Origin of the sequence: Yoonia sediminilitoris, from assembly GCF_003058085.1 — a bacterium.
Classification (GTDB): Bacteria; Pseudomonadota; Alphaproteobacteria; order Rhodobacterales; family Rhodobacteraceae; genus Yoonia; species Yoonia sediminilitoris.
This window is the reverse complement of sequence record NZ_QBUD01000003.1, coordinates 184,319-207,219: the sequence shown is the minus strand read 5'-3', so window position 1 is coordinate 207,219 and position 22,901 is coordinate 184,319. Positions and strand designations below refer to the sequence as shown.

21 protein-coding genes are annotated in these 22,901 nt (G+C 57.6%); 5 read left to right on the top strand and 16 right to left on the bottom strand.

Features of this window, described 5'->3' with window-relative positions:
- Positions 1-7: 7 nt before the first annotated feature.
- Together C8N45_RS09265 and C8N45_RS09260 are read right to left on the bottom strand one after the other, a co-directional pair.
- Positions 8-2,794, bottom strand: a complete 2,787-nt coding sequence (locus C8N45_RS09265) for a [protein-PII] uridylyltransferase (RefSeq protein WP_108385954.1) — start codon at positions 2,792-2,794, stop codon at positions 8-10.
- Positions 2,778-3,944: a penicillin-binding protein activator gene (locus tag C8N45_RS09260; RefSeq protein ID WP_108385953.1), complete on the bottom strand. Its 1,167-nt coding sequence runs from the start codon at positions 3,942-3,944 to the stop codon at positions 2,778-2,780. The genes C8N45_RS09265 and C8N45_RS09260 overlap by 17 nt, the downstream gene beginning before the upstream one ends.
- 105 nt (positions 3,945-4,049) lie before the next feature.
- On the opposite strand from C8N45_RS09260, the gene rsmI reads away from it, so the two are divergent.
- From rsmI to gshB, 3 genes are all read left to right on the top strand, one after another.
- Positions 4,050-4,910, top strand: coding sequence for a 16S rRNA (cytidine(1402)-2'-O)-methyltransferase (rsmI, locus tag C8N45_RS09255; RefSeq protein ID WP_108385952.1), 861 nt, complete (start codon positions 4,050-4,052; stop codon positions 4,908-4,910).
- A complete protein-coding gene (locus tag C8N45_RS09250) occupies positions 4,907-5,263 on the top strand; it encodes a YraN family protein (protein WP_108385951.1) in 357 nt (118 codons plus the stop codon). The genes rsmI and C8N45_RS09250 overlap by 4 nt, the downstream gene beginning before the upstream one ends.
- A gap of 71 nt (positions 5,264-5,334) precedes the next feature.
- The gene (gene gshB, locus C8N45_RS09245) at positions 5,335-6,273 is read left to right on the top strand and encodes a glutathione synthase (RefSeq protein ID WP_108386079.1); all 939 of its coding nucleotides are present in this window, start codon (positions 5,335-5,337) and stop codon (positions 6,271-6,273) included.
- A 191-nt stretch (positions 6,274-6,464) separates the two neighbouring features.
- Here the strand turns inward: gshB and C8N45_RS09240 are convergent, their stop codons facing one another.
- The 5 genes from C8N45_RS09240 to dapE form a co-directional block, all read right to left on the bottom strand.
- Positions 6,465-6,746 (bottom strand): hypothetical protein, encoded by a 282-nt coding sequence (locus C8N45_RS09240; RefSeq protein ID WP_133175962.1) that lies wholly within the window; start codon positions 6,744-6,746, stop codon positions 6,465-6,467.
- Positions 6,747-6,908: 162 nt separating this feature from the next.
- Positions 6,909-7,109: a hypothetical protein gene (locus C8N45_RS09235; protein WP_108385949.1), complete on the bottom strand. Its 201-nt coding sequence runs from the start codon at positions 7,107-7,109 to the stop codon at positions 6,909-6,911.
- 142 nt (positions 7,110-7,251) lie between these two features.
- Positions 7,252-7,896 (bottom strand): hypothetical protein, encoded by a 645-nt coding sequence (locus tag C8N45_RS09230; RefSeq protein ID WP_108385948.1) that lies wholly within the window; start codon positions 7,894-7,896, stop codon positions 7,252-7,254.
- A 107-nt stretch (positions 7,897-8,003) separates the two neighbouring features.
- Entirely contained in the window at positions 8,004-10,244 is a 2,241-nt protein-coding gene (gene rnr / locus C8N45_RS09225; protein WP_108385947.1) for a ribonuclease R, read from the bottom strand.
- Between the two features lie 59 nt (positions 10,245-10,303).
- Positions 10,304-11,452: a succinyl-diaminopimelate desuccinylase gene (dapE, locus tag C8N45_RS09220; protein ID WP_108385946.1), complete on the bottom strand. Its 1,149-nt coding sequence runs from the start codon at positions 11,450-11,452 to the stop codon at positions 10,304-10,306.
- A 31-nt stretch (positions 11,453-11,483) separates the two neighbouring features.
- Between dapE and C8N45_RS09215 the strand changes: the two genes are divergently transcribed.
- Complete coding sequence (locus C8N45_RS09215; protein WP_108385945.1) at positions 11,484-11,732, top strand: hypothetical protein; 249 nt, start codon at positions 11,484-11,486, stop codon at positions 11,730-11,732.
- A gap of 5 nt (positions 11,733-11,737) precedes the next feature.
- Here C8N45_RS09215 and C8N45_RS09210 read toward each other — a convergent pair whose 3' ends face one another.
- From C8N45_RS09210 to C8N45_RS09195, 4 genes are all read right to left on the bottom strand, one after another.
- Complete coding sequence (locus tag C8N45_RS09210; protein ID WP_108385944.1) at positions 11,738-12,070, bottom strand: DUF8846 family protein; 333 nt, start codon at positions 12,068-12,070, stop codon at positions 11,738-11,740.
- A 77-nt stretch (positions 12,071-12,147) separates the two neighbouring features.
- Positions 12,148-12,939, bottom strand: a complete 792-nt coding sequence (locus C8N45_RS09205; protein ID WP_108385943.1) for a metallophosphoesterase family protein — start codon at positions 12,937-12,939, stop codon at positions 12,148-12,150.
- A 79-nt stretch (positions 12,940-13,018) separates the two neighbouring features.
- Complete coding sequence (gene serA, locus C8N45_RS09200) at positions 13,019-14,611, bottom strand: phosphoglycerate dehydrogenase (protein WP_108385942.1); 1,593 nt, start codon at positions 14,609-14,611, stop codon at positions 13,019-13,021.
- A gap of 57 nt (positions 14,612-14,668) precedes the next feature.
- On the bottom strand, positions 14,669-15,808 hold the full coding sequence (locus C8N45_RS09195; RefSeq protein ID WP_108386078.1) for a phosphoserine transaminase: 1,140 nt from the start codon (positions 15,806-15,808) through the stop codon (positions 14,669-14,671).
- Between the two features lie 153 nt (positions 15,809-15,961).
- Between C8N45_RS09195 and serB the strand changes: the two genes are divergently transcribed.
- Positions 15,962-16,852, top strand: coding sequence for a phosphoserine phosphatase SerB (gene serB, locus C8N45_RS09190; RefSeq protein ID WP_108385941.1), 891 nt, complete (start codon positions 15,962-15,964; stop codon positions 16,850-16,852).
- Positions 16,853-16,862: 10 nt separating this feature from the next.
- Here serB and C8N45_RS09185 read toward each other — a convergent pair whose 3' ends face one another.
- The 5 genes from C8N45_RS09185 to pedB all read right to left on the bottom strand — a co-directional run bounded on the left by C8N45_RS09185 (position 16,863) and on the right by pedB (position 22,541).
- Positions 16,863-19,067, bottom strand: a complete 2,205-nt coding sequence (locus C8N45_RS09185; RefSeq protein WP_108385940.1) for a hybrid sensor histidine kinase/response regulator — start codon at positions 19,065-19,067, stop codon at positions 16,863-16,865.
- Positions 19,067-20,221 (bottom strand): FIST N-terminal domain-containing protein, encoded by a 1,155-nt coding sequence (locus C8N45_RS09180; RefSeq protein WP_108385939.1) that lies wholly within the window; start codon positions 20,219-20,221, stop codon positions 19,067-19,069. Before C8N45_RS09180 ends, C8N45_RS09185 begins: the two co-directional genes overlap by 1 nt.
- 37 nt (positions 20,222-20,258) lie before the next feature.
- Positions 20,259-20,960 carry a response regulator gene (locus C8N45_RS09175; RefSeq protein ID WP_108385938.1) on the bottom strand — a complete coding sequence of 234 codons (702 nt, stop codon included), beginning with the start codon at positions 20,958-20,960 and terminating at the stop codon, positions 20,259-20,261.
- 76 nt (positions 20,961-21,036) lie between these two features.
- Positions 21,037-21,828: a lanthanide ABC transporter permease protein PedC gene (pedC, locus tag C8N45_RS09170; protein ID WP_108385937.1), complete on the bottom strand. Its 792-nt coding sequence runs from the start codon at positions 21,826-21,828 to the stop codon at positions 21,037-21,039.
- Positions 21,825-22,541 carry a lanthanide ABC transporter ATP-binding protein PedB/LutE gene (gene pedB, locus C8N45_RS09165; RefSeq protein ID WP_108385936.1) on the bottom strand — a complete coding sequence of 239 codons (717 nt, stop codon included), beginning with the start codon at positions 22,539-22,541 and terminating at the stop codon, positions 21,825-21,827. The genes pedC and pedB overlap by 4 nt, the downstream gene beginning before the upstream one ends.
- Between the last annotated feature and the right edge of the window lie 360 nt (positions 22,542-22,901).

Here is a 22,901-nt window from a genome sequence, read left to right as displayed (position 1 = left end):
GCTCCGGCTACGCCCCGGCCCGCTCTGCCACTTGGGTAATGGCATGGCGCAGCTTGCGTTCAAGGATTTGACGCTTGTTTTCGGAGTGATACTTCATGCCCACCATGTCCTTGACATAGAAGGTATCGACGACCTGTTCGCCGTAGGTCGCAATCACGGCAGAGGCGATATAGACCGAATTATCGGCCAATGTGCGGGTCAGATCGAACAACAAACCGGGGCGGTCGCGGGTGTCAACTTCGATGATCGTGTAGATCTCGGAGCCCTCGTTATCAAAGGTGATGTTAGTGGGCACCTTGAAGGCGCGTTCGCGCTTCTTGATTTCCTTTTTCTTGAAGGCTTCGCCCGGCACAACTTCGCCCTGTAGCGTCTTCATAATCATCTGGCGCAGGCGCGGCAGGCGGGATTCTTCAAATGGATTTCCGTCATCGTCCTGAATCCAGAATACCGCGGTCGCATAGCCATCCTTGGTCGTGTAGGTGCGCGCATCGACAATGTTGGCACCCACAAGGGTCAGCGCGCCGGTCATGCGGCTGAACAGGCCGGGATGGTCAACCATCGCAAAACAGGCGCGGGTGGCGTCCCTGTCTTCGTCCAGCATCAGATCAACGCGGATTTCATCGTCGGAAATATCCTTGAGCAGGCCCGCAAAGACGACCTGGGCCGACAATGGCATCCCCTGAAGATAATGGCCGTAGTGGCGGCCCACTTCCTCTTTGAGTTCCTTGGGCTTCCAGTCCGACAGTGCGGCACGCAAGGCGCGTTTGGCCTCGGCCTCGCGGTTTTCGCGGTTGATGTCCTCCAGCCCGTTTTGCAGTGCGTCCTTGGTGGCCTTGTAGAGGTTGCGGATCAGCACCGCTTTCCAGTTGTTCCATGTGTCGGGGCCAACGCCGCGAATGTCACACACGGTCAGCACGGTCAGAAGCTCGAGCCGTTCAACCGATTTGACCGCCTTGGCAAAGCCCTTGACCGTGCGCGGCTCCGAAATGTCGCGCTTTTGGGCCACATCGGACATCAGCAGGTGATAGCGGATCAGCCATTCAACAGTCTCGCAATCCTTTTTGCTGAGCCCCAGCCGGGGCGCGACCTTGCGAGCGATCTGCGCGCCAAGGATCGAATGATCCTCCGGGCGGCCCTTGCCGATGTCGTGCAGAAGCAAGGCCACATAAAGCACCTTGCGGTTCACGCCGCGGCGCAGGATGCCGGAAGCAACGGGCAGTTCCTCGATCAGCTCTTCGCGTTCGATCTGGGCAAGATGGCTGATGCATTGGATCGTATGTTCGTCGACCGTATAGGCGTGGTACATGTTGAACTGCATCATCGCCACGATCGGGGCGAATTCCGGTATGAACGCGGCGAGAACCCCAAGCTCGTTCATCCGGCGCAGCCCGCGTTCGGGGTTGCCATGCTTGAGCATCAAATCAAGGAAGATGCGCCGCGCTTCCTTGTTGTTGCGCATGTCCTCATCAATGAGATCAAGATTTGCCGAAATCAGGCGCATCGCGTCAGGATGCAGGAGCGTGCCCGTGCGCAAGGCTTCCTCAAATATCCGCAGCATATTCAGCTTGTCGGCCAGAAACGCGGTCTCATCCGCGACCGTGATCCGGTTTTGCTTGATCGCGTACGGGGCTTTCGCCTTTTTGCGGCGGGTCAGCAGGCGCAACAGCATCGGTTCGGGTTTTGTATGATCCGCCTCAAGCGCGGTGAGAACGATCCGCGTGAGTTCGCCCACGCGGGTGGCTTGCCGGAAATAGGCCTGCATGAAATGTTCAACCGCGCGCCTGCCGCCGTGGTCAGTATAACCCATGGCGCTCGCCACCTCGACCTGCATGTCGAATGTCAACTGGTCCATGGCGCGACCGGCGAGCAGATGCAGGTGACAGCGGACGGCCCAAAGAAAACTCTCTGCTTTGACGAATGTCTCAAATTCGTCTTGTGTAAAAACACCCAGACGCACAAGTTCGGCGGTATCGGTGACGCCATGCACGTATTTGCTGATCCAGAAGAGCGATTGCAAATCGCGCAGGCCGCCTTTGCCTTCCTTTACGTTGGGTTCGACCACGTAGCGCTGTCCGCCTTGCTTGCGGTGGCGTTCGGACCTTTCGGCCAGCTTGGCCTCGATGAAATCGGACGCGGTTGACTGGAAAAGTTCTGTCCAGAGCGTTTCATTCAACTGTCTCGCAAGGGGGGCGTCGCCAGCAAGATAGCGACATTCGACCAGCGACGTGCGAATGGTGTAATCTTCGCGGGCCAGACGGATGCAGTCCTTGATGGTGCGGCTGGCATGGCCTACCTTCAGTTTAAGGTCCCACAGGATATAAAGCATGGACTCGATCACGCTCTCTGCCCAGGGGGTGACCTTGTAGGGCGTCAGAAACAGCAGATCAACGTCTGAATATGCGGCCATTTCGCCGCGCCCGTAGCCACCAACGGCAACAAGGGACAGTTTCTCCCCCTCGGTCGGGTTTGCAAGCGGGTGCAGCCGGTCCTTGACCACCCAGAGCACCTGATGAATGACCTGATCTGTGAGCCAGGCATAGGCGCGTGTTGTGGGACGCGCGGCGAAAGGATCAGCGCGGAACGCATCCGCGATGGCCTGACGCCCCGAGTTCAGGGCGCGCGACAGGATCGTCACGACAGCCTCGCGCACGCCTTTTTCCGACGCCGCAGTCTCAATTGCTTGCGCGATTTCGTCGTGGATGCCGGGGGCATCAAAAATCACGTTCGCCGGACAAATCAGATTGTCCGGCGCTGCGTGTGCGAGGGTCGACGCAGGATTAGAATCCGGCGCCAAAGCTTCTTGGGGCTTGTTCAAGGATCACCACCTGATTGTCTTGAAAGGTTGCAACAGCCAATGCGCGTTCGTTCAGACCGTTTGGCAAGAAACGAAACACGCCCGACGTGCCTTGAAACCCTTGAGGATTGGTTAAAGCTGCCTTGGTCAAAGCGTTGCTTTCACCCGATGCGACCAACGCGCCAATTGCGGCAATTCCATCATAGGCCAGACCGGCAAGCGGATGCGGGTTTTCGCCATAGGTCGCGGCATAGCGGTCGTTGAACAGGCTTGTCCTTGCCCGGTCAGCGGTTGCAAAAAGACCGCCCTGAAGTCCCGGCAATGCTGCTGCCTGCGGGGCTGCGTCCCAACGGGTCAGGCCGATAAAACGGCTTGTCACGCCTGCCTCGGGCAAAGTTGTCGCCAAAATCGGCAGATCGGCGTTCACACCGGCTGTCATAAAGATGGCATCTGCATTGCGCGCGGCTGCCGCAATGCGACCGGTCGAAGAAATGATCCCCTGCTGTGAAAGCGGATAGCTTTGCGTTGCCACAACCTGACTGCCATTGTTCTGTACGGCACTGGTAATTGCATCACGACCAATTGCACCGCCCGCATCATCGCCATGCAAGACCAAAAAGCGGTTCAAACCCTGCCGACCTGCATAGCGCACGAGGCGGTCTGCGGTATTCTGGAATGTTGCACCCAGAATAAACACATTGCCCCCGGCAATCGTCGGGTTGTTCGAAAAGGCGAGGACGTTCACGTTCTGGCTGGCAACCGCAACGCCTGCGGCATTGGCGGCCTCACCAAAGAGCGGACCCAGAATGATCTGTGCACCATCTGCCACAGCAGCCCGGGCCACATCCGCAGCCAATACAGGATTGGCACCGGTGTTATAGACCCGCAAGCGAATATCAGGGCCATTGAGATCAGCGATGGCAAGACGCGCTGCGTTTTCAAGGTTTTGGGCCAAGAAGGCGTCGCTGCCGGCTCCGGACCCACCGGGCACCAGCAGGGCAACCTGAACAGGCGCGCCCGCGTCGATTTGCTGGCCGGTGTTGGCTGTTGGTGATAGGATGGCTGTGTCGCAAGCGGCCAGCCACATCATAGAAAGAAATGCAAAAAAGCGCACCGCCGGGTTGCGGGCCATGCTGAAACGAGCAAACATAAAGGCGTCCCTCCTGAAAAAGTGCGGATTACGCCAGTGCCATCTGGCTGTGGGCTATCCGCCGATTGAGACGTATCATAAAGCAGGGGGCAGTCGGGTCCAGCGATGAATCACATCAACAAACCATTGGCGGCGGGATTGTACTTTGTGTCGACACCGATCGGGACAGCGCGTGATATGACGTTGCGCGGGCTGGATATCCTCGCTTCGGCCGACCTAATTGCCGCGGAAGACACGCGCACAGCGCGAAAATTGATGGAAATTCATGGCGTTGCCCTGAATGGGCGCAAGGTTGTCGCACTGCATGATCACAGCGATGCAGGGGCAATCGCGGGCCTTGTCGCAAAGGTGCAGGCAGGTGGTTCGGTGGCCTATGTGTCCGAGGCGGGAACGCCACTTGTTGCCGACCCGGGCTATGAACTGGGGCGCGCAATGATCGAAAAGGGGCTGATGGTGACAAGCGCGCCGGGGGCTTCCGCGGTGCTGGCGGCGCTGACGGTGTCGGGGCTGCCAAGTGACCGGTTTGCCTTTATCGGGTTTCTGCCTGCCGCCAAGCAACAGCGCGATACCGAACTGGCGGAACTGCGGGACATACCATTTACGCTTGTATTTTATGAAAGTCCGAAACGCATTCATGGATTATTATCTGGTATGTGCGATGTGTTTGGGGGTGAAAGGTCCGGTGTTGTGTGTCGCGAACTCACCAAACGGTTTGAAGAGGTCACGCGCGGGACGCTTTCGGAACTGGCTGATCATTTCGCCGACCGAAATGTCAAAGGCGAATTGGTCGTTCTGGTTGGCCGTGCCGGTGCGGAGGATGTGGCAGACGTGGATGTGACAACCGCCTTGGCTGAGGCGATGAAGACAATGCGCGTCAAGGATGCTGCAACGGTTGTGGCGGGCGCATTGGGTTTGCCGCGCAGGCAGGTCTATCAATTGGCGCTGAAGATGGGACAAGAAGAATGACGGGTCAAACGGGATACCAGGCAGGCTTGGCTGCCGAAGATATCGTCGCCAGCGATTACGAAAGCCGCCAACACAGTGTGGCCGCAAGGCGTTGGCGCGGACAATCAGGCGAAATTGACCTTGTTATGCGCGACGGCGATGCTGTGGTCTTTGTCGAGGTCAAGAAAAGCAAATCATTCGCCCGCGCCGCAACCCGTCTGGGGCGGCGGCAAATGGATCGCCTGTGCGCCGCTGGTAGCGAATTTCTGGCCGGTGAACCGCGTGGACAATTGACCGATGTGCGTTTTGATCTCGCCATGGTTGATGGCTCGGGGGCCGTTCAGGTGATCGAAAACGCCTTTGCCGAAGCCTGATAGAGCCATTGCGCATGGTCGTCTGCTGCGTCATGTATCCATCTGGAAAACTCACATGAATGAGGTTGGATATGGCGTTGAAGATAGCCTTTCAAATGGACCCGATTGGCCCGATTGATATTGATGCGGACAGCACGTTTCGTATCGCCGAAGAGGCGCAAGCGCGCGGCCATGCACTTTTCTACTATACGCCCGACATGCTTGCTTATGATCAGGGGAAGGTTGTGGCCTGTGGCCATCCACTGACGGTCCGGCGGGTCAAAGGCGATCATTTTTCATTGGGTGACGAAACCAATCTTGACCTTGCGGATATGGATGTTGTCTGGCTCAGGCAAGACCCGCCTTTTGACATGAGCTATATCACAACCACCCATATTCTGGATATGATCCACCCCGAGACACTGGTTGTGAATGACCCGTTTTGGGTGCGCAACTATCCCGAAAAACTGTTGGTCTTGAACTTCCCCGACCTGACCCCGCCCACGATGATCGCGCGCGATCTTGCCACACTCAAGCGGTTCCGCGAAGCGCATGGCGATGTCATCCTCAAGCCGCTTTACGGCAATGGCGGGGCGGGCGTCTTCAAGCTGCACTATGCGGACAGCAACCTTGCTTCGCTGCATGAGCTCTTCAGCGGCATCAATCGCGAACCACTCATCATTCAGAAATTCCTGCCTGCGGTCAGTGCGGGGGACAAGCGTGTCATTTTGATTGATGGCGAACCTGTCGGTGCGATCAATCGGGTCCCCGCCGCCGGTGAAACCCGGTCAAACATGCACGTCGGCGGCCGGCCTGAAAAGGTCGCCCTGACCGACCGCGACCGTGAGATTTGTGCCCGTATCGGCCCGCTTTTGCGTGAGAAGGGGCAGATATTCGTCGGCATTGATGTGATTGGCGACTGGCTGACAGAGATCAACGTGACCTCGCCCACCGGTATTCAGGAACTGGAGCGGTTCGACGGCACTAATGTCGCTGAAAAAATCTGGGAAGCGATCGAGTCGCGCCTTTAAGGCCTTTCGGCTTTGACCTGCGGCACCAGCGAATTGCGAAACCCCCACGACATATGAATGGCGCACGGCGTTTTCCGAAAAGCTGGGCGAAAGGCTTTTCGCGAAACGCGATAGTGCGCGAAAGAGCATTTCCCGCCTTGCGGATGACGCCATGCGGGGAATTCTTTTACGCCACAAAGGCGTAATACATCCTATTGATTTTCTGCGGCGAACTGCCCGTTCAACTCCTCTGAACCGACCCCTTGGACAGAGGCCACGAGATCAATGTCACCGGCGACGCCGTCTTCATAAAAACGACCGAAACTCAAGTCGCCTGTGATGGACGCGACCTGATCTGTGCTTTCGCCGGTAATCTCTGGCGGTAGGGTAACATTCCCATCGATATCAGCATTGAAAAAGGTGGGCCTGCCACGCCTGGACGCCCGAATAACAGAACCGTTTGAAATATCCAGTTCGCCATCCATGCTGATCACAGTCGCAGACTCCTGTGGGAACTCATCAGTTCCTTCTACAAGGTCCACGAAGACAAATTCATCTATTTTTCCATTCACTGAGCCCGTATTGGCGAAACCGATAGTCAGACCGATATCACCCGCAATCAGCCCGGCACCGTAGTCCGCCGATTGTGCAGAGATCTATGCCACGCCTGCATAATTTGCTTTGCCGGTCGTTGGAATCTCGCTGCTGGGCAGTTCGGGGCTATTATGCAACCGCTCCATCACCGGAAGATAGCGGTACTCAATATCTCCAAAAGTCTCCTCTTCACCACCACCACCACAGGCCGTGGCAGCGATGATAGAACAAGAAATGAAAGCCGTTTTGGTTGAAATTTGCATATGATAAACCCTCTAAACTGTGAAAATGCACAAGAGAAACTTGGCCTAGTGGCGCTATCACATGGTTGGTTGAGCGGTTTGTCTGCACCCTATGGCATATCGTGCTGTTCGGATGACCGGGCCACGGCAGAAAACAAGTATGTCAGTCCCGCTCTGCTCCAAAACTTCCGTCAAGGGGGACGCCCGGCAGGCCGGGAACTGCGGATGTGGCCACGATGGATCCTCTGACACCGCCTTCAACGAAATCGCCGTTCATCTTGCCTGCGACCTGTGCCGTTGCGTCGCTGTCAGCCCCCGAAATTGATGGTGGCAGCGTGATGCCACCGGCAAGGTTCGCCTGAAACTGTGTCGGATTGGTGCGGGTTGCGCGGGTGATTGACCCTCCACTGATATTCAGCCGCCCGTCAAGGCTCAGGACAGGGTCGGAGCGGGGAGGAAGGTTGTTGCTGTTGTCCTGCAAATCGATAAAGACAAAGTCATCCACTTTGCCTTCCACCTCACCATCGCCGGAAAATCCAATGCGCAGTGACAGATCGCCCACGATCAGACCGTCCCCAAAGCTTTGGGTGTCGACAAAAGTGTTCACATATCCCGAATAGTTGGCGCTGCCGGTTGTCGGAATGTCGGACGCAGGGGCGAGTGCGCTGCTGTCAATCTTTTCAGCAAGGCTGAGATATTGGTCAGTGATGTTCCCAACGGTTAACTGCTCATCCGATCCACCACTGCCGCAGCCGGACAGACTAAGAAGGCTTAGACAAAGGAGTGTTGCAGGCAAGATATCAGTCATGTGAAACTGCGTCTTTCGCATAGTAGGGACGACCATGCCCTACAGTGCCCGCGATTTCGTTAAGAGTTGATTAACCAGATCAGCAGGTGATCCAGGGAATTTGGACCCTAGAGGCGTTTGCGTTTCACCTTGCGCGCTGTCTTGGCGGCCTTTTTGCGGGACGCGCTTACCTTGCGCCGGGGCGGCTTCCCGCGTCCGCGCGATGGTCCCTTTGGCACGTCTTCCCCTGCGAGGGTCAGCAGTTCGACGATCAGTCCGCCGGTGACGGGGGCGGCCTCGGCGAGTTTGACGGTCACGCGCTGGCCCAGGCTGATGATGCGGCCACTGTCCGCCCCCATCAGGGTCTGGCTCTCGGCGTCATAGTGAAAATATTCTGCCCCGAGCGTGCGAATGGGAATCATCGCGTCAGCGCCAGTTTCGTCCAGCCGTACAAAGACACCGAACTTGGCAATCCCGCTGATCCGTCCGGACATTTCCGCCCCGATCCTGTCGGAGAGAAAGGCAGCGAGGTAGCGGTCGGTCGTGTCCCGTTCGGCCATCATCGACCGGCGTTCCGTATCGCTGATGATCTTGCCGGTATCGGCCAGATGCTCAATATCCCAAGGGGTCAGCCCGTCATCGCCCCAGCCGTGCGCTGTAATCAATGCGCGGTGCACGATCAGGTCGGCGTAGCGCCTGATCGGCGATGTGAAATGCGCGTAGGCCTGCAACGCCAGCCCAAAATGCCCGAAGTTTTCGGGGTTGTAATAGGCCTGCGTCATGGACCGCAGGGTTGCCATATTGACCAGTTCGGCCTGTTCGGTTTCCGCTGCCTGCCGCAGCAGCCGGTTCAGATGGGCGGTCTTCAGGACCTGCCCCTTGGCCAGCACAAGGCCAGAGGCTTGTACGACATCGCGTAGCGCATCCATCTTGTCGGCGCTTGGTTCTTCGTGGACCCTGAAAAGCAAGGGAGATTTCTTGGCGATCAGCGTTTCCGCCGCGCAGACATTGGCCAGCACCATGAATTCTTCGATCAGGCGGTGGGCGTCCAGCCGGTCTTTGAAGTTGACAGACCGGACTTTGCCGTCGTCATCCAGAACGATCTTGCGTTCGGGCAGGTCCAGTTCCAGCGGTTGCCGGAATTCGCGTGCCTTGTTCAATGCTTCATGGGCTTCATAGAGCGGACGGATGATATCATCCATCAGTGGGGCGACCTTGGCGTTGGGCCGCCCGTCCATGCCGTCTTGCACGTCTTCGTAACTGAGTGATGCGACAGATTTCATCAGGCCACGGTGGAATTCATGCCCCGTCTTGTGCCCACCGGCGTCGATCTTGATCGCCACGGCCAGACAGGGGCGTTCGACCCCTTCGTGCAGGGAACACAGGTCGCCAGACAGCCGGTCGGGCAACATCGGGACAACGCGGTCGGGGAAATAGGTGGAGTTGCCGCGCTTGCGTGCTTCGCGGTCAAGCGCGGAGGCAGGTCTTACATAATGCGCCACATCCGCAATCGCGACCCAGATGACAAACCCGTCGCCGTCGCGCGCGACATAGCAGGCATCATCGTGATCGCGGGCGTCCGACGGGTCGATCGTGATCAGGGGCAGGTGGCGCAAATCGGTGCGTTTGCCCTGCTGGGCGGGCTTTGCGCTGTCCGCATCCGCCACAACTTCGTCAGGGAAATGGTCGGGAATGCCATGCTGGTGGATGGCAATCAGCGACACCGCCCGCGGCGCAGAGGGATCACCCAGCCGTGCCACGATGCGCGCTTTTGGCAGACCCATCCGGCCCTTGGGCCCGGCTTGTTCGGCTTCGACCAGTTCGCCGTCTTTTGCACCTCCCGCGGCACCCGCAGGGACGCTCCATTCCTTGTCGGCGCCCTTGTCAATGGGCACGATACGGCCCCCTTCCGACCCGGCCCGGAACACCCCCAGAACGCGTAGCGGATTGGCCCCGATCCGGCGGATCATCCGGGCTGTGTGCGAATGGCTTTCGGTGGCGTCCACGGTCAGACGGCCAAGGATCCTGTCGCCCGCACCAAGTGCCGGATCAGATGCGCGGAGCATCATCAACACCACAGGTTCCGGCCCTTTGCCCTGCCATTCCAGCGGCCGCGCAAACAGGTCTCCATCGGCGTCGGGACCGGTGATTTCCAGCACGGCAACGGGTGGAAGCTCTTCGGCATCGCGATAGGAATTCCGGCGCTTGGCCAGTTTGCCGTCGTCCTGCAACTCCTTCAGCACGCGCTTGAGGTCGATCCGCGCGGCCCCCTTGATTCCAAACGCCTTGGCGATGTCGCGCTTGGCGGTCTTGGTTGGGTTTTCGGAAATCCATGACAGGATTTCGGATTTTGAAGGGATCTTTGTCATGAAGACCGCCTAGCACGCGCGATTGCGCGCGTCATCCTCAATGCACGGCTTTGTGCACGCTACGCGAAATAGTCGGTCAGAATACGCTTGTAGATCGCCTTGAGCTGATTGATCTGCTCTACGGCCACCCGCTCATCCACCTGGTGCATGGTTTTGCCAACCAGACCGAATTCAACGACGGGGCAATGATCTTTGACAAAACGCGCATCTGATGTCCCTCCGGATGTCGACAGCACGGGCGTCACCCCGGTTTCCGCCATGACCGCGGCAGCCACCAGCTCGGACAGATCGCCCGGCGGTGTCAGAAAGCTTTCGCCGGAAACCTTGATCTTGCTGTCGACCTCGACCCCGAACTCCCAGCTGATGCGCGCAACCTCGGCCTGCATCCATGTAATGATGTCCTGACTGCTATGCGCATCATTGAAGCGTACGTTGACGGTTGTCGCGCATGCTGCGGGGATCACATTTGTCGCCGGGTTGCCTGTGTCGATGGTCACGACCGCAAGGGTAGACGGATCAAAATGGTCGGTCCCTTTGTCCAATACATGCGATGACAATCGGTCGACAAGGCGCGCCATCGCCGGAATAGGGTTGTTGGCGCGGTGTGGATAGGCCGCATGGCCCTGCGTGCCGCGCACTGTCAGCCACGCGGTCAGTGACCCGCGCCGGCCGATTTTCATCGCCTCGCCCATGACATCGGGGCAGGTGGGTTCGCCGACAAGGCAGACGGACATCGCCTCGTTTTGGTCTGCCATCCAGTCCAGCAGGGCGACGGTGCCGTCGGTGGCGTCGCCTTCTTCATCCCCGGTAATTGCCAGAACGACAGCCCCGTCGGGCGGTGTTTCCGCCACAAAATCAAGTGCGGCTGCGGCAAAGGCGGCGACGCCTGATTTCATATCGGTCGCACCCCGCCCGTAAAGATAGCCATCCCTGATTTCGGCACCAAAGGGGGCAACGGTCCAGTCGGCCTCATTGCCCAAAGGCACAACATCGGTATGGCCATTGAACCCAAAGGTCCGATTGGCACCTTTGCGCCCCCATCGGGCATAGAGGTTGGATGTGTCGCCACGATCAACACGGGTGCAGTCAAAGCCACCGTCGCTTAACAGTCTTTCCAGCAAGACCAGCGCGCCGCCTTCGGTCGGAGTAATCGAGGGGCAGCGGACCAGATCAGCGGTCAGGGCGACAGGGTCAATGGGGTCAGACATGGGCGGGCTCCTTTGGCGGCATGGCTAACCTTTGCGGCGGGCAGATGCAATTTGCCTTTCTATCACCGGGCCCGGTCCGGCGGGTCCGCAGGAGGCGAAGCGCCAGCGCACCGGCAATGCCGTCGATCTGGGCGAACGACAAGGTCACCTGATCAGGGTTTCAGGTGAAATCGACGCGCTTCAGCATGACCAATGGCTGGTCACGCATCAAGAAGACAGGTTCTTGCCACAAGTGCGCAGGGAGAGCGACCAAACCGATGAAGTCGTGAAAATGATCTGAGCAGCTTAGGCAGGTTCATCAAAGAATGGCGTCATCTGGGCGACAATCACGCTGTTTTCTTCCAGCGCGCGCGCCATCAACGCCTTTTCATCGTCAGATATATCGTGCCCCTCGGCAAGCCGCTCTTCGAGCGTGCCATAGCCGGACACGTCCAGCGGCGCGAGGTCGGCCTGTTTGAGAATGGCGACCGTCTCGCGCACGGCTTCTTCCTCGTCAATGCCGCTGGAAAAGCACATCAGCGCGCCGCCTGTCGCCCCTTCGGGCAGGCCATCGTTTGCTGTCCGCCCCACTTCGACCAGCAGTGTATATACTTTTTGCTTTGATATTTTCTTTGTCATGGTGTGGCCCTGCCTTGTGCATAATTGGATGCGGTGAACGGGCGGTGGTGTCAATGGCGGAGCCGCGCTGGGGCCTGCTAATCAGAGGTGAGCGCGACTCTGCCCTGACCGGTCAGCAGCCAACACTCGCGCCCTTCAAAAACAGCAGGGACCAAGGGCCTGCCGTAGCCCGCGCCACCGTCAAGATCGATGCGGTTGCCAAAATGTGCGGGATAATCAATCGCGGTATGGCCATGCACCACCAGCTTTCCAAAGTCGTGCTTGCTGTCAAGGAAACCATCACGGATCCAAATCAAATCTTCAATATCCTGATCATTGATCGCGATGCCGGGGCGCAGCCCTGCATGCACAAAGATCAGATCATCGGTTTCAAATGTCAGCGGCAGGCCGTCCAGAAAATCCAGATGCGCTGTTGGGACGGCCCGTTGTGCCAACAGGTGCAGCCCGGCCTTGTCAGTCCACCCCGTGGGCCCTTCGAAATGGGCGAGCCTTTCCAACTGCGGTGGGGAGTGAGGGTCAAAATGCATCTGTCCATCGATGCCGTAGGACTTCAATGTGTTTTCGCCGCCAAGTCGGCTATTGAGCCAGCTCAGGCCCGATTTGATACGCGCATCATGCGCAATGCCGTGACGCACGAAGTTGGAAAACAGCCGGTCGTGATTTCCTTTGAGCAGGGTCCAGTTGCGTCCGGTGGATTTGCCTTCAATTAATGTCTGAACCACAGCAAGGCTGTCTGGGCCGCGGTCGGTGTAGTCACCCAAGAATACCACATGCGCATCGGGCCCGCCGTCTGTTGCAATCAGTGACAGCGCGCGGTCGAGCATGTCCTTTTGCCCGTGAATATCGCCGATGGCATAAATCGGGGTCATGCGCTTTGCTCCGGTGTGGGGGTGAGGCCAAACCGTAAGATGGGTATAAACCCATCTTACGTTGCATTGGCTGTGGGGGTCAGACGTCAAACCTCAATGGCTTGACCTGATTGAACATGCCAGTCGCCTGCAGGGCGGTAACGGCATCATGGGGCACTGCTTCGTCCACATAAAGCAGGGCGATTGCCTCGCCCTTGGCGGTGGAACGCCCCAAGGTAAAGTTGGCGATGTTGACGTTGTTTGCCCCCATGGTCATGCCCAGCGTCCCGATAATACCGGGCACATCTTCGTTGGTGGTATAAATCATATGTTCACCAATCTCGGCATCGATATTGATGCCCTTGATCTGGATAAACCGTGGCTTGCCATCGCTGAATACTGTGCCCGCGATGGACCGTTCGCGATGTTCTGTGACGACAGTCACTTTTACATAGCCTTCGAAAGCCCCTGACTGGTCCTGCTTGGTGGTCGAGATTTTGACGCCGCGCTCTTTTGCTATCACTGGCGCTGACACCATGTTTACGTCCGGGTTGCCCGTTTTCATGATCCCCGCAACAGTCGCGGCTGTCAGCGCCTTGAGGTTCATTTCGCTGGCTTGGCCGTCAAACAGGATATTGATCGCCTTGATCGGCTCGTCCGTCATTTGCCCGATGAAATTGCCAAGATGACCAGACAGTTTGATCCAGGGCCCCATGATCTTGGCTTCTTCGGCGGTCACCGATGGCATATTCAGCGCGTTTTGCACGGCACCGGTCAGCAGATAATCCGACATTTGTTCGGCCACTTGCAGCGCCACGTTTTCCTGCGCTTCGGTTGTGGCGGCCCCAAGGTGCGGTGTGACCACGACGTTGGGCAGGTTGAACAGGGGGTTTTCGGTGGCCGGTTCTTCTGCAAAGACGTCAAAGGCCGCCCCGCCCACATGACCTGATTTCAAAAGCTCTGCCAATGCGGCTTCGTCCACCAGACCGCCACGGGCACAGTTGATGATCCGCACGCCTTTCTTGGTCTTGGCCAGGTTTTCGGCGCTCAGGATGTTTTTTGTGTCCGCTGTCAGCGGCACATGCAGCGTAATGAAGTCTGCACGCGCGAGAAGGTCATCCAGTTCGACCTTTTCAACACCAATCTCGGTGGCCCGTTCTTCGGACAGGAACGGGTCCATCGCGATGACTTTCATCTTGAGCCCGCGTGCGCGGTCGCAGACGATGGAACCAATGTTGCCTGCACCAATCACGCCGAGGGTCTTGCCAGTCAATTCTACCCCCATGAATTTCGACTTTTCCCATTTGCCCGCATGGGTGGAGGCGCTGGCTTCGGGGATTTGTCGCGCCACCGCAAACATCATTGCAATCGCATGTTCTGCGGTTGTGATCATGTTGCCGAAAGGCGTGTTCATCACGATGATCCCTTTGCGGGACGCTGCTTCACGGTCAACATTATCCACGCCGATACCGGCGCGACCAATGACCTTGAGATTGGTTGCTGCGTTGATGATCTTTTCGGTGGCCTTTGTCGCAGAACGGATGGCCAGACCGTCATATTGGTCGATGACCTCCAGCAGTTTGGCCTTGTCTTTGCCGAGGTCGGGTTGGAAATCGACCTCGATGCCGCGATCCTTGAAGATCTGCACGGCAGCAGGAGAGAGTTTGTCGGAAATGAGGACTTTGGGGGCCATTTGTGCCGCTCCTTGGTGTGTCGTTAATTTGGAAGGGGGGATGGGTTAAAACCCATCTTACGCTGTGATCTCGGTCTCGAATGCCCATGCCAGCCACGGCAGCATGGCTTCGATGTCGGAGGTTTCGACTGTCGCACCGCACCAGATTCGCAGACCCGCGGGCGCATCACGGTAGGCCCCGATATCAAGCGCGATATTTTCAGCCTCGAGCCGTTTGGCCACGGATTTCGCGAACGCAGCCCCATCGGTGATCCGGTCGTCGGTGAACTTCAGGCAGACTGAGGTGTTTGACCGTGTCGCCGGATCAACCGCCAGATTGGCAATCCATGGCTGTTCGGCGCAGAAATTCCAGATCGCCTGTGCGTTGGCATTGGCCCGATGGATCAGCGCGTCCAGCCCGCCGATGGATTTTGCCCATTTGAGCGCCACGAGGTAATCTTCGACCGCCAGCATCGAGGGTGTGTTGATCGTTTCGCCCCGGAAGATTCCTTCGATCAGCTTGCCGCCTTTGGTCAGGCGGAAGATTTTGGGCAGTGGCCAAGCGGGCGTGTAGTTTTCGAGCCGTTCCACGGCTCTTGGCGATAGGATCAGCATACCGTGTGCAGCTTCGCCGCCCATGACCTTTTGCCAGCTGAATGTTGTCACATCCAATTTGTCCCATGGCAGGTCCTGCGCGAATACAGCAGAGGTTGCGTCACATAGTGTCAGGCCGGCCCGGTCGGCAGGAATGGCATCGCCAGAGACCATGCGCACGCCAGATGTCGTGCCATTCCACGTAAAGCAGACATCATTGTCGTAGTTCAGTGCTGCCATATCGACGATTTCGCCATAATCGGCGGTATGGGTCGTTGCCTCGATCTTGAGTTGCTTGATCACATCAGTAACCCAGCCTGCGCCAAAGCTTTCCCATGCGACCATTTCTGCGGGCCGTTCGCCCAGCAGCGACCACATCGCCATCTCAAATGCACCAGTGTCAGAGGCGGGCACGATTCCGATCCGGTAATCATCTGGCACGCCGAGGATTTCACGGGTCAGCTCAATGGCTTCGGCGAGCTTGGCCTTGCCCACAGCCGCCCGGTGCGATCTGCCCAATGCGGCGTCGCTCAGTGCTTCAAGATTCCAAACGGGGGGTTTGGCGCAGGGGCCAGAAGAAAAACGCGGATTGGCCGGCCGCGTTGCCGGTTTTTGCTGTACCATCAGTGGTATCCTCACAGATATGCGCCCTTCGTTGGGGAAGGGTGTCCCACCGCCGGACATACGCAGCGCGCGGGGCTTTCACAACAGGCAAAATGACGCTAGACCGCCGTCGATGTACAATTCCGCACCCGGTCTGACGCCCATAGGAAACTGATGTTTACTGTTACTCTGCTGACTTCGCCCGCTAATCCGACACTGGACGGGGCAATGGTTGATGCCCTGCGTAATGCATGGGGGGGCAGTGACGCGCTGTGGCTTGCCCCCGACGAGGCGGCGGAGTTTCAGGTGGCGGCGATTCCCGGCAATCGCTGGGACGTGTGGGCTGATCTGCAATCGACCCAAACAGACCTGATCGTCCAAAGGACTGAGAATCGGCGTAAAAAGATGCTTTTGGCCGATATGGACAGCACCATGATCGAGCAGGAATGTATCGACGAACTGGCCGTTGAGGCGGGCGTTGGCCCGCGTGTCGCGGACATCACGAAACGTGCCATGAATGGCGCGTTGGATTTCGAAGAAGCGCTGACAGAGCGAGTTGGCCTGCTGAAAGGGCTGCCAGAGACGGTGATCGCCAAGGTGCTGGCCGAGCGGATCACCCTGATGCCGGGCGGCCCTGCATTGGTGGCGACGATGAAGGCGCAGGGGGGCTATGCGGCGCTGGTGTCGGGCGGGTTTACGGCCTTTACCGCGCATATTGCGGCAACCCTTGGCTTTGATGAAAACCGTGCAAATACCTTGTTGGTGCAGGATGGCAAGCTGACTGGCGCGCCGGGATTGCCGATTCTGGGTCAGGCCGCCAAAGTGCAGGCCCTTGAAGATGTCACCGGCAAACTGGGCATCACCGAAGCGGACGTGATTGCAGTGGGCGACGGGGCCAATGACCTTGGGATGCTGGGCCGGGCGGGCACAGGTGTTGCGCTGCACGCCAAGCCGTCGGTACAGGAAAAATGCGATATCCGGATCAATCACGGGGACCTGACCGGGCTGCTGTATTTACAAGGCTACGCCAAGAACGAATTCATCACGCCAGACCTCGGCGCATAGGGTCAGGATCCTAAGTGCAGGCTTCGGAAACGGTTGCCAGGAACCCCAGCAGTTTTTCCTTGTCGATCGGCTTTGCCAGCAGGTGCAGCCCGCGAATGGTACAGTCTTGCTGCAAGCCCTTGCTGCGGTCAGCGGAAATAATCGCTGCGGGAACGGGGCCGTGATGCATGCGAATATCGTCCAGCAGAGCAACGCCATCTGCATCGCTACCCAGTTGGTAATCCAGCAACATGACATCGGGGGTCAGTTGAATTTCGCTAAGCAGGTCGATAGCGTCCTGCGCGCTGTGGGCCAGCAGGACTTCGGCGCCGTGGTTTTCGATCATCAGGGCCATGGCGTTGGCAAGTTGTTCGTCATTCTCGACCAGCATCACAATCAGACCGCTTAACGCGTCCTCCCACGACGGCTGGATATCGGATCGCCTGTGTGATGGTGTGTCAGTCGGGGGCGCAATCTTGAGGTTGATCGAAAAGCAACTGCCCTGACCGACTTCGGACCAAAGGCTCAGATCATGGCCAAGTCCCTTGGCCGCCCGTTCGACAATGGCCAGACCAAGCCCCAATCCGTCGTTGGTGCTGGTCGCGTCAAGGCGGGCAAACTCTTGGAAAATGGTCTTTCTGTTATGTGCGGCGATGCCGGGACCGGTATCCCAAACCTCGACCCGCGCCGAACCGCCGTTGCGGCGCACGCCGACAAGCACTTTGCCGGTTTGGGTGTAGCGGATTGCGTTGCCAATCAGATTTTGCAGGATGCGGCGCAGATAGCCCGGGTCGCTGACGACACGCAGGTCGCAATCCATGATTGTCAGCTCCAACCCTTTGGCTGCAGCCACAGGGGTTAATTCGTCCCGCAAGGGTTTCAGGATCGCCGAGAGTGGCACGTTCCGAATATCAAAAACGGCCTTGCCCGCGTCGAGCCTGGAGATATCCAGCAAGGCCGCGATAATGTTTTCAACGCTTTGCAATGCGTTTTCGGCTTTGCCCAGCGTGACGGCAGCACCCGCGTCATCCAACTGGTCACTCAACGACGACATGAACAGCTTGGCGGCAGAAAGGGGCTGCAAAAGGTCATGACTGGCAGCAGCAACAAACCGCGATTTGGAGGCGTTCGCGCGTTTTGCCTCTGCCAGCGCTTCGCCAAGCGCTTGGGTCCGTTGCGACACGCGCCGTTCAAGCGTTTCATTCATATCCGACAAGGCCCGCGCGGTTTCGCGTTCTGCGGTCACATCCGTAAAGCTGATAACAAATCCGCGGTCGGGCATTTCCTGTGCAAAAACGCTGAGCGTCTGGACCTTGTTGCGGGTGATTTCAAAGGCGATTGGCTGACGGCGATCGCGCAAGTTGGCCCAATTCTCGAGGCTGTCGTGCCCGAACGAGCCTTCAAACGTCAGATCGCTTTTCAACATGCTGAGCAGTTTGGAAAATGTCAGGCCCTGAACGCTGCGCTGCGGTGGCAATGACAATAAACCATTCATGGTCTTGTTCCAGCCGACAAGTTTCTTGTGGTGATCAAAGATGCACACACCCTGATTAAGATGGTCCAACGTCGCTTGCAGGATTTTCGCCTGCTGATCCAGCATCCGGTCGCGCTGCTGGCGTTCCAGCCGCATGATGTCGGTGACGTCGGTCTGCAGGATAACCGTGCCGCCGCGTGCGGTGCGATGTTCGCTGATTTGCAACCAGCGATTCCACATCAGTCGCACGTTAAAGACGACATGATCGCTGCTGTGGCGGGCCAGCCGACGGGTTGCCCAGTCGCGTGCTGTTTCACCTTTGGATAGGGCCAGATGCTGGCTGCGCGACACTAGGGTCACATAGTCGCTGAAATGCATCCCTTCGGTCAGATGATCGGTTATATCCGCGATATCGCGACAGAAACGGCTGTTGAACAGCACTAGCCTTTCGTCAGGATCAAAAAGAGCAAAGCCTTCGTTGATCGTCTCGATCGCTTCGGTGATGTTGGACCTTGCCCGTTCTGTTGCGACATTGGCCTGCTCAAGCTGCGCATTGGATTCCTGCAAAAGGTCCAGCGTGCGTTCCAGTTCTTGCGTGCGCTGCCTGACCTGTGTTTCCAGCATAGCCGCACGTTCAAACTGTTGGTAGGCAAGTCCGGATTGGTCGTGTTTTTCCTCGACCCGGCGCATAAGGGATTGTGCGATTTGCAGAAGCTTTTCATTCTGCCGCTCGACGGTGTCAGAAGGATCAATGATCGACATCAGCCTGCCGGTTCTTTGGGGTAGAAAGCGACGCCTGTCATGGTCTGGTTGACGTGCAGGGGGCCGATCTGTTCACCGTAGGTGGAAAAACCCGTCACGTTATATTCGGCCATGACCTTTGACAGGCGTAGTGACATCTGGCTTTGCTCGGCCTCAATCTTGCGCAAGATACAGTCAAAACCGATAATATCAGTGAAATGTTCCTTTTCCGACATGCTTTCGAGTTTCTGGCGCAGGTGGTCGGCCATGTTCAGTGGCTTTGCCACGGTGAGCACCATGCCCTCGTCGATAGCTGAAAAGAAAACCAGCTCGCCCGCCTCATTGACCTGCTGGATGGCGCGCACATGGTGGTCGTCGCCGATCCGCACAACAACCGGATGCGACGCAAATGTGAACCTGTCCAGCTGATTGGGGTCCTTGCCGACAATGCGGGCATATTCGCGCCCGGCGGGTTCTGCATTGATCGATTTGACGATTCTCAGCGCGGGGTCGGCTTCGGTGACAACCATCCGCGTGTCTGTCGGCACCAGATGATCAAGACTGAAAACCTTTGTTTTGTGAGTTGTGCGCACAAGGCTGAGAACGGCCCCACCGATCATGATGCGCCCGTTCAGGGCGACCAACGTGGTTTGAAAGTCGGTGCCGTCCCCGGCCGAGGCCCCGAACATCGGCATGTCGCGTAAAGCAGGCGAGATCATCGCCGTCAGCGCATCTTCGCGTCGTGACAACCCGTCGACCATAAGGCAGGCAAAGCCTGTCTCCATTTGCGGACTGCGTTCCTGCAACGCGACCCGTTCTTGTGCAATGCGGTCCGTTTCTGCATTGATCTGCAATTGATCGAGGCGCGGAAACGCAAGGCATGTGGACGCGAAATCGCATGCGGGAAAGCCGACGGCCACAATCAGCCCTTCGTCGTACCCGGTAGCCCCAATTTCACCGGCCGTCGTACAGGCGACCACGTCTGTGCCGGGGTAGAGCTTTTCGGTTTCTGACACGACAGCGTTGAAATCCGCGTATGGTGTCACAAACAAGAAAAGCAGGCTCAAGGGTTCCCGGCCCAGTTGTTCGTGTAACTGCGCCACGGGTGCACTCACACTCCAACTGACCTGCGCTTTGCACAGCAGACTTTCACGCAACGAAAGTTCCGTGGTCATCAAATTGCTCCTCCCCGAACAATCTAGGATAGAACCATCATTTTATTTTTGGCAAGGCGTTAAAAAAGCGCGCCTCTTGCGCGACCAGAACGGCTTGCGTGCGGCGTTGGACGCCCAGTTTGCGCATGATCGCGGTGACATGCGCCTTGACCGTCCCTTCGGCGATGGACAGGTCATATGCGATTTGCTTGTTCAGTTTGCCCTGACAAATCAGTTCCAGAATGCGGCCTTGCTGATTTGTAAGCGATGACAGACGCGCGATAACGCGGGCATGATCTGTCCCGTCCGGGGCCTCTACAAATCCGGGCGGCTTATAGACTGTGTTCGTGGCGATCGCAGCGAGGGCTTCCTTGAAAACGGCTCTGCCCGAATGTTTTGGCACAAAACCTGATGCCCCGGCGGCAATCGCGCCGATAATGATCGCATTGTCAGTCATCGATGAAACGATCAGGACAGGTGACTGTTCGGCGCAGCGTTTGATCCGGATCAACCCGTCAAGCCCGCTGACATCCGGCAGGTTGAGATCCAGCAGGATCAGGTCAGGTGCAGGCGCACCTTCCAGTTGTCGCAAACCCGCCTCCATGCAGTCGGCGGTCCGCACTTCGGTGAAGCTGTCCAAAGCCCGCAAGGTCAATTCCAGCGCGTCGCAAAACAAAGGGTGATCGTCAATGATCAAGGCCCAGCCTTTCGGCGGTTTGGTGACGGCAGGGGCCGTGCGGGTATCTGGGATCGGGGCCATGCGGTTAGCTTAGCAAGCGTTTCATCTGTCGACCACTTCGCCAAAGGTCTAAAGGCCAATATACCCGTCGCCCTCTTTAGCCGCGGCGGCGAATGCCTGTTCCTTCGGGGCTATAGCCCCAAAGTGCGGCGGAAGTGAAAACGACTGTCGCCAGAACTGTCCACCCCAGAGCGGCGCCGTTGAAATCAAGGTACAGCGCAAAGCGGATCAATTCCACCGCATGCGTAAACGGGTTCACGGCACAGATATCTCGCAATAGCACCGATGACTCGGCCATTTTCCACAGCGGGTAGAGCGCCGATGAAAGAAAAAACATTGGAAATATGACAAAGTTCATGACGCCCGCGAAATTTTCCAACTGTTTGATAAAGCTTGATAAAAGCAGGCCAAGCGCACCCAGCATCAGTCCCGCGACGATCAGGGCGGGCAGGGCGGCCACGTAGCCCAACGGTGGCATGATGATTCCGAACATCGCTGCGATCCCTAGGAAGGCATAGACCTGAAGGATTGAAATCGCAGTGGCGCCCAGCAGTTTACAGATCAAGAGCCACCAGCGGGGGAGGGGGCTGGTCAGCAAAAGCTTCATTGATCCCATTTCGCGGTCATAGATCAGCGACAGGGATGATTGCATCCCGTTGAAGAGCAGAATCATGCCACACAGACCGGGCACGATATAGGTCTCGTAGGTGATGTAGGTCTGGTAGGGGGGGATAATGGACAGCCCCAAGGCCGCGCGAAACCCGGCCGCAAAGACCAACAGCCAGACCAGAGGGCGCACGAGGGCAGCCACAAATCTTTCGCGCTGATGCACAAAGCGCAAGGCTTCGCGACCGACAATGGCAATCAGGGATGTCAGATAGCCGCTCATGCATTTGCCCTTGTCATGGCAAGAAACGCCTCTTGCAGGCTGGTGTCTTTTTGCAGGTCGCGGGCAAAGCCATCCGCGAGGATTTCTGCCTGATGCAGCACGATCAGGCGGTCATCCGGGCGGACTTCATCGGCCAGATGCGTGGCCCACAGGATTGTTGTGCCGTCATCCGTCAGCCCATGCACATGGTCGGTTATGCTGGCCCGCGCGGCTGCATCCAGCCCCACGGTGGCTTCATCCAGCAAAAGAACCGCAGGCTTGTGCAGTAAGGCCCGCGCAATTTCCGTGCGCCTTCTGTGACCGCCATTCAGCGTGCGTGCCTTTTGTTTCGCGCGGTCGGCGATATCGAGGCGATCCAGCACTTCCTCAATACGCACGCTGCGTTGCCGTCCAGAGATGCCATGGAGTGCCGCGAAATAGCTCAGATTCTGATAAACGGTCAGATCAAGATCGAGGGTGGTTTGCTGGAACACGATGCCCAGTTGTGCCAATGCGGCGCGTGGATCCGTGTGCAGATTATGCCCGGCAATTTCAATCTGGCCTTGTGGCGGTACAAACAGGCGCGTCAGCAGATTAAAGAGCGTGGATTTCCCGGCCCCGTTCGGACCAAGCAATGCGCAGAAGCTGCCCGCCTCAATCTCGAAACTGACGTTGTTCAAGGCAGGCTTGCCACCATAATCGTAGGACAGATTTTTGACACTGATTCCGTTCATCGTTGCGTGACGTCAGCGGCGAAAGCTGCGATGATCAGGCTATGGTTGACCATGAGGAAAGTCCTTGATTTTCAGGTGCGGCGTCTGCGGTCGGTAACATTCTGGTCGATAAAGCCGGTATAACGCAGTTCTTGATACCTTTGATGTTCCAACAGGTTAAGAAAATTCGCGACACAGAGGCAACAGCCATTGTGACCCAAAACCGTTCAAGTGTTGTCTTGCGCTGTCTGAGTTTCTGTCCCATGGCGCCACGCTACCGACGCGCACTCCCGGGTCGAGCACGACTTTGGTCTTGGTGGCAGGCTATCCCGCACGAAGGTCCTATAGCGCAGTCATGGATAGGATGCCTATGATGTGTCG

Excerpts from the sequence above, each read along its gene's own strand:
- rsmI (WP_108385952.1), top strand. The coding sequence starts at position 4,050 with ATGAATCACATCAACAAACCATTGGCGGCGGGATTGTACTTTGTGTCG.
- serB (WP_108385941.1), top strand. The coding sequence starts at position 15,962 with ATGTTTACTGTTACTCTGCTGACTTCGCCCGCTAATCCGACACTGGAC.
- rnr (WP_108385947.1), bottom strand. The coding sequence starts at position 10,244 with ATGACAAAGATCCCTTCAAAATCCGAAATCCTGTCATGGATTTCCGAA.
- C8N45_RS09230 (WP_108385948.1), bottom strand. The coding sequence starts at position 7,896 with ATGACTGATATCTTGCCTGCAACACTCCTTTGTCTAAGCCTTCTTAGT.
- C8N45_RS09250 (WP_108385951.1), top strand. The coding sequence starts at position 4,907 with ATGACGGGTCAAACGGGATACCAGGCAGGCTTGGCTGCCGAAGATATC.
- C8N45_RS09210 (WP_108385944.1), bottom strand. The coding sequence starts at position 12,070 with ATGACAAAGAAAATATCAAAGCAAAAAGTATATACACTGCTGGTCGAA.
- C8N45_RS09195 (WP_108386078.1), bottom strand. The coding sequence starts at position 15,808 with ATGGTACAGCAAAAACCGGCAACGCGGCCGGCCAATCCGCGTTTTTCT.
- dapE (WP_108385946.1), bottom strand. The coding sequence starts at position 11,452 with ATGTCTGACCCCATTGACCCTGTCGCCCTGACCGCTGATCTGGTCCGC.
- C8N45_RS09180 (WP_108385939.1), bottom strand. The coding sequence starts at position 20,221 with ATGACCACGGAACTTTCGTTGCGTGAAAGTCTGCTGTGCAAAGCGCAG.
- pedC (WP_108385937.1), bottom strand. The coding sequence starts at position 21,828 with ATGAGCGGCTATCTGACATCCCTGATTGCCATTGTCGGTCGCGAAGCC.
- C8N45_RS09235 (WP_108385949.1), bottom strand. The coding sequence starts at position 7,109 with ATGCAAATTTCAACCAAAACGGCTTTCATTTCTTGTTCTATCATCGCT.
- serA (WP_108385942.1), bottom strand. The coding sequence starts at position 14,611 with ATGGCCCCCAAAGTCCTCATTTCCGACAAACTCTCTCCTGCTGCCGTG.
- gshB (WP_108386079.1), top strand. The coding sequence starts at position 5,335 with ATGGCGTTGAAGATAGCCTTTCAAATGGACCCGATTGGCCCGATTGAT.
- C8N45_RS09205 (WP_108385943.1), bottom strand. The coding sequence starts at position 12,939 with ATGACCCCGATTTATGCCATCGGCGATATTCACGGGCAAAAGGACATG.
- C8N45_RS09185 (WP_108385940.1), bottom strand. The coding sequence starts at position 19,067 with ATGTCGATCATTGATCCTTCTGACACCGTCGAGCGGCAGAATGAAAAG.
- C8N45_RS09175 (WP_108385938.1), bottom strand. The coding sequence starts at position 20,960 with ATGGCCCCGATCCCAGATACCCGCACGGCCCCTGCCGTCACCAAACCG.
- pedB (WP_108385936.1), bottom strand. The coding sequence starts at position 22,541 with ATGAACGGAATCAGTGTCAAAAATCTGTCCTACGATTATGGTGGCAAG.
- C8N45_RS09260 (WP_108385953.1), bottom strand. The coding sequence starts at position 3,944 with ATGTTTGCTCGTTTCAGCATGGCCCGCAACCCGGCGGTGCGCTTTTTT.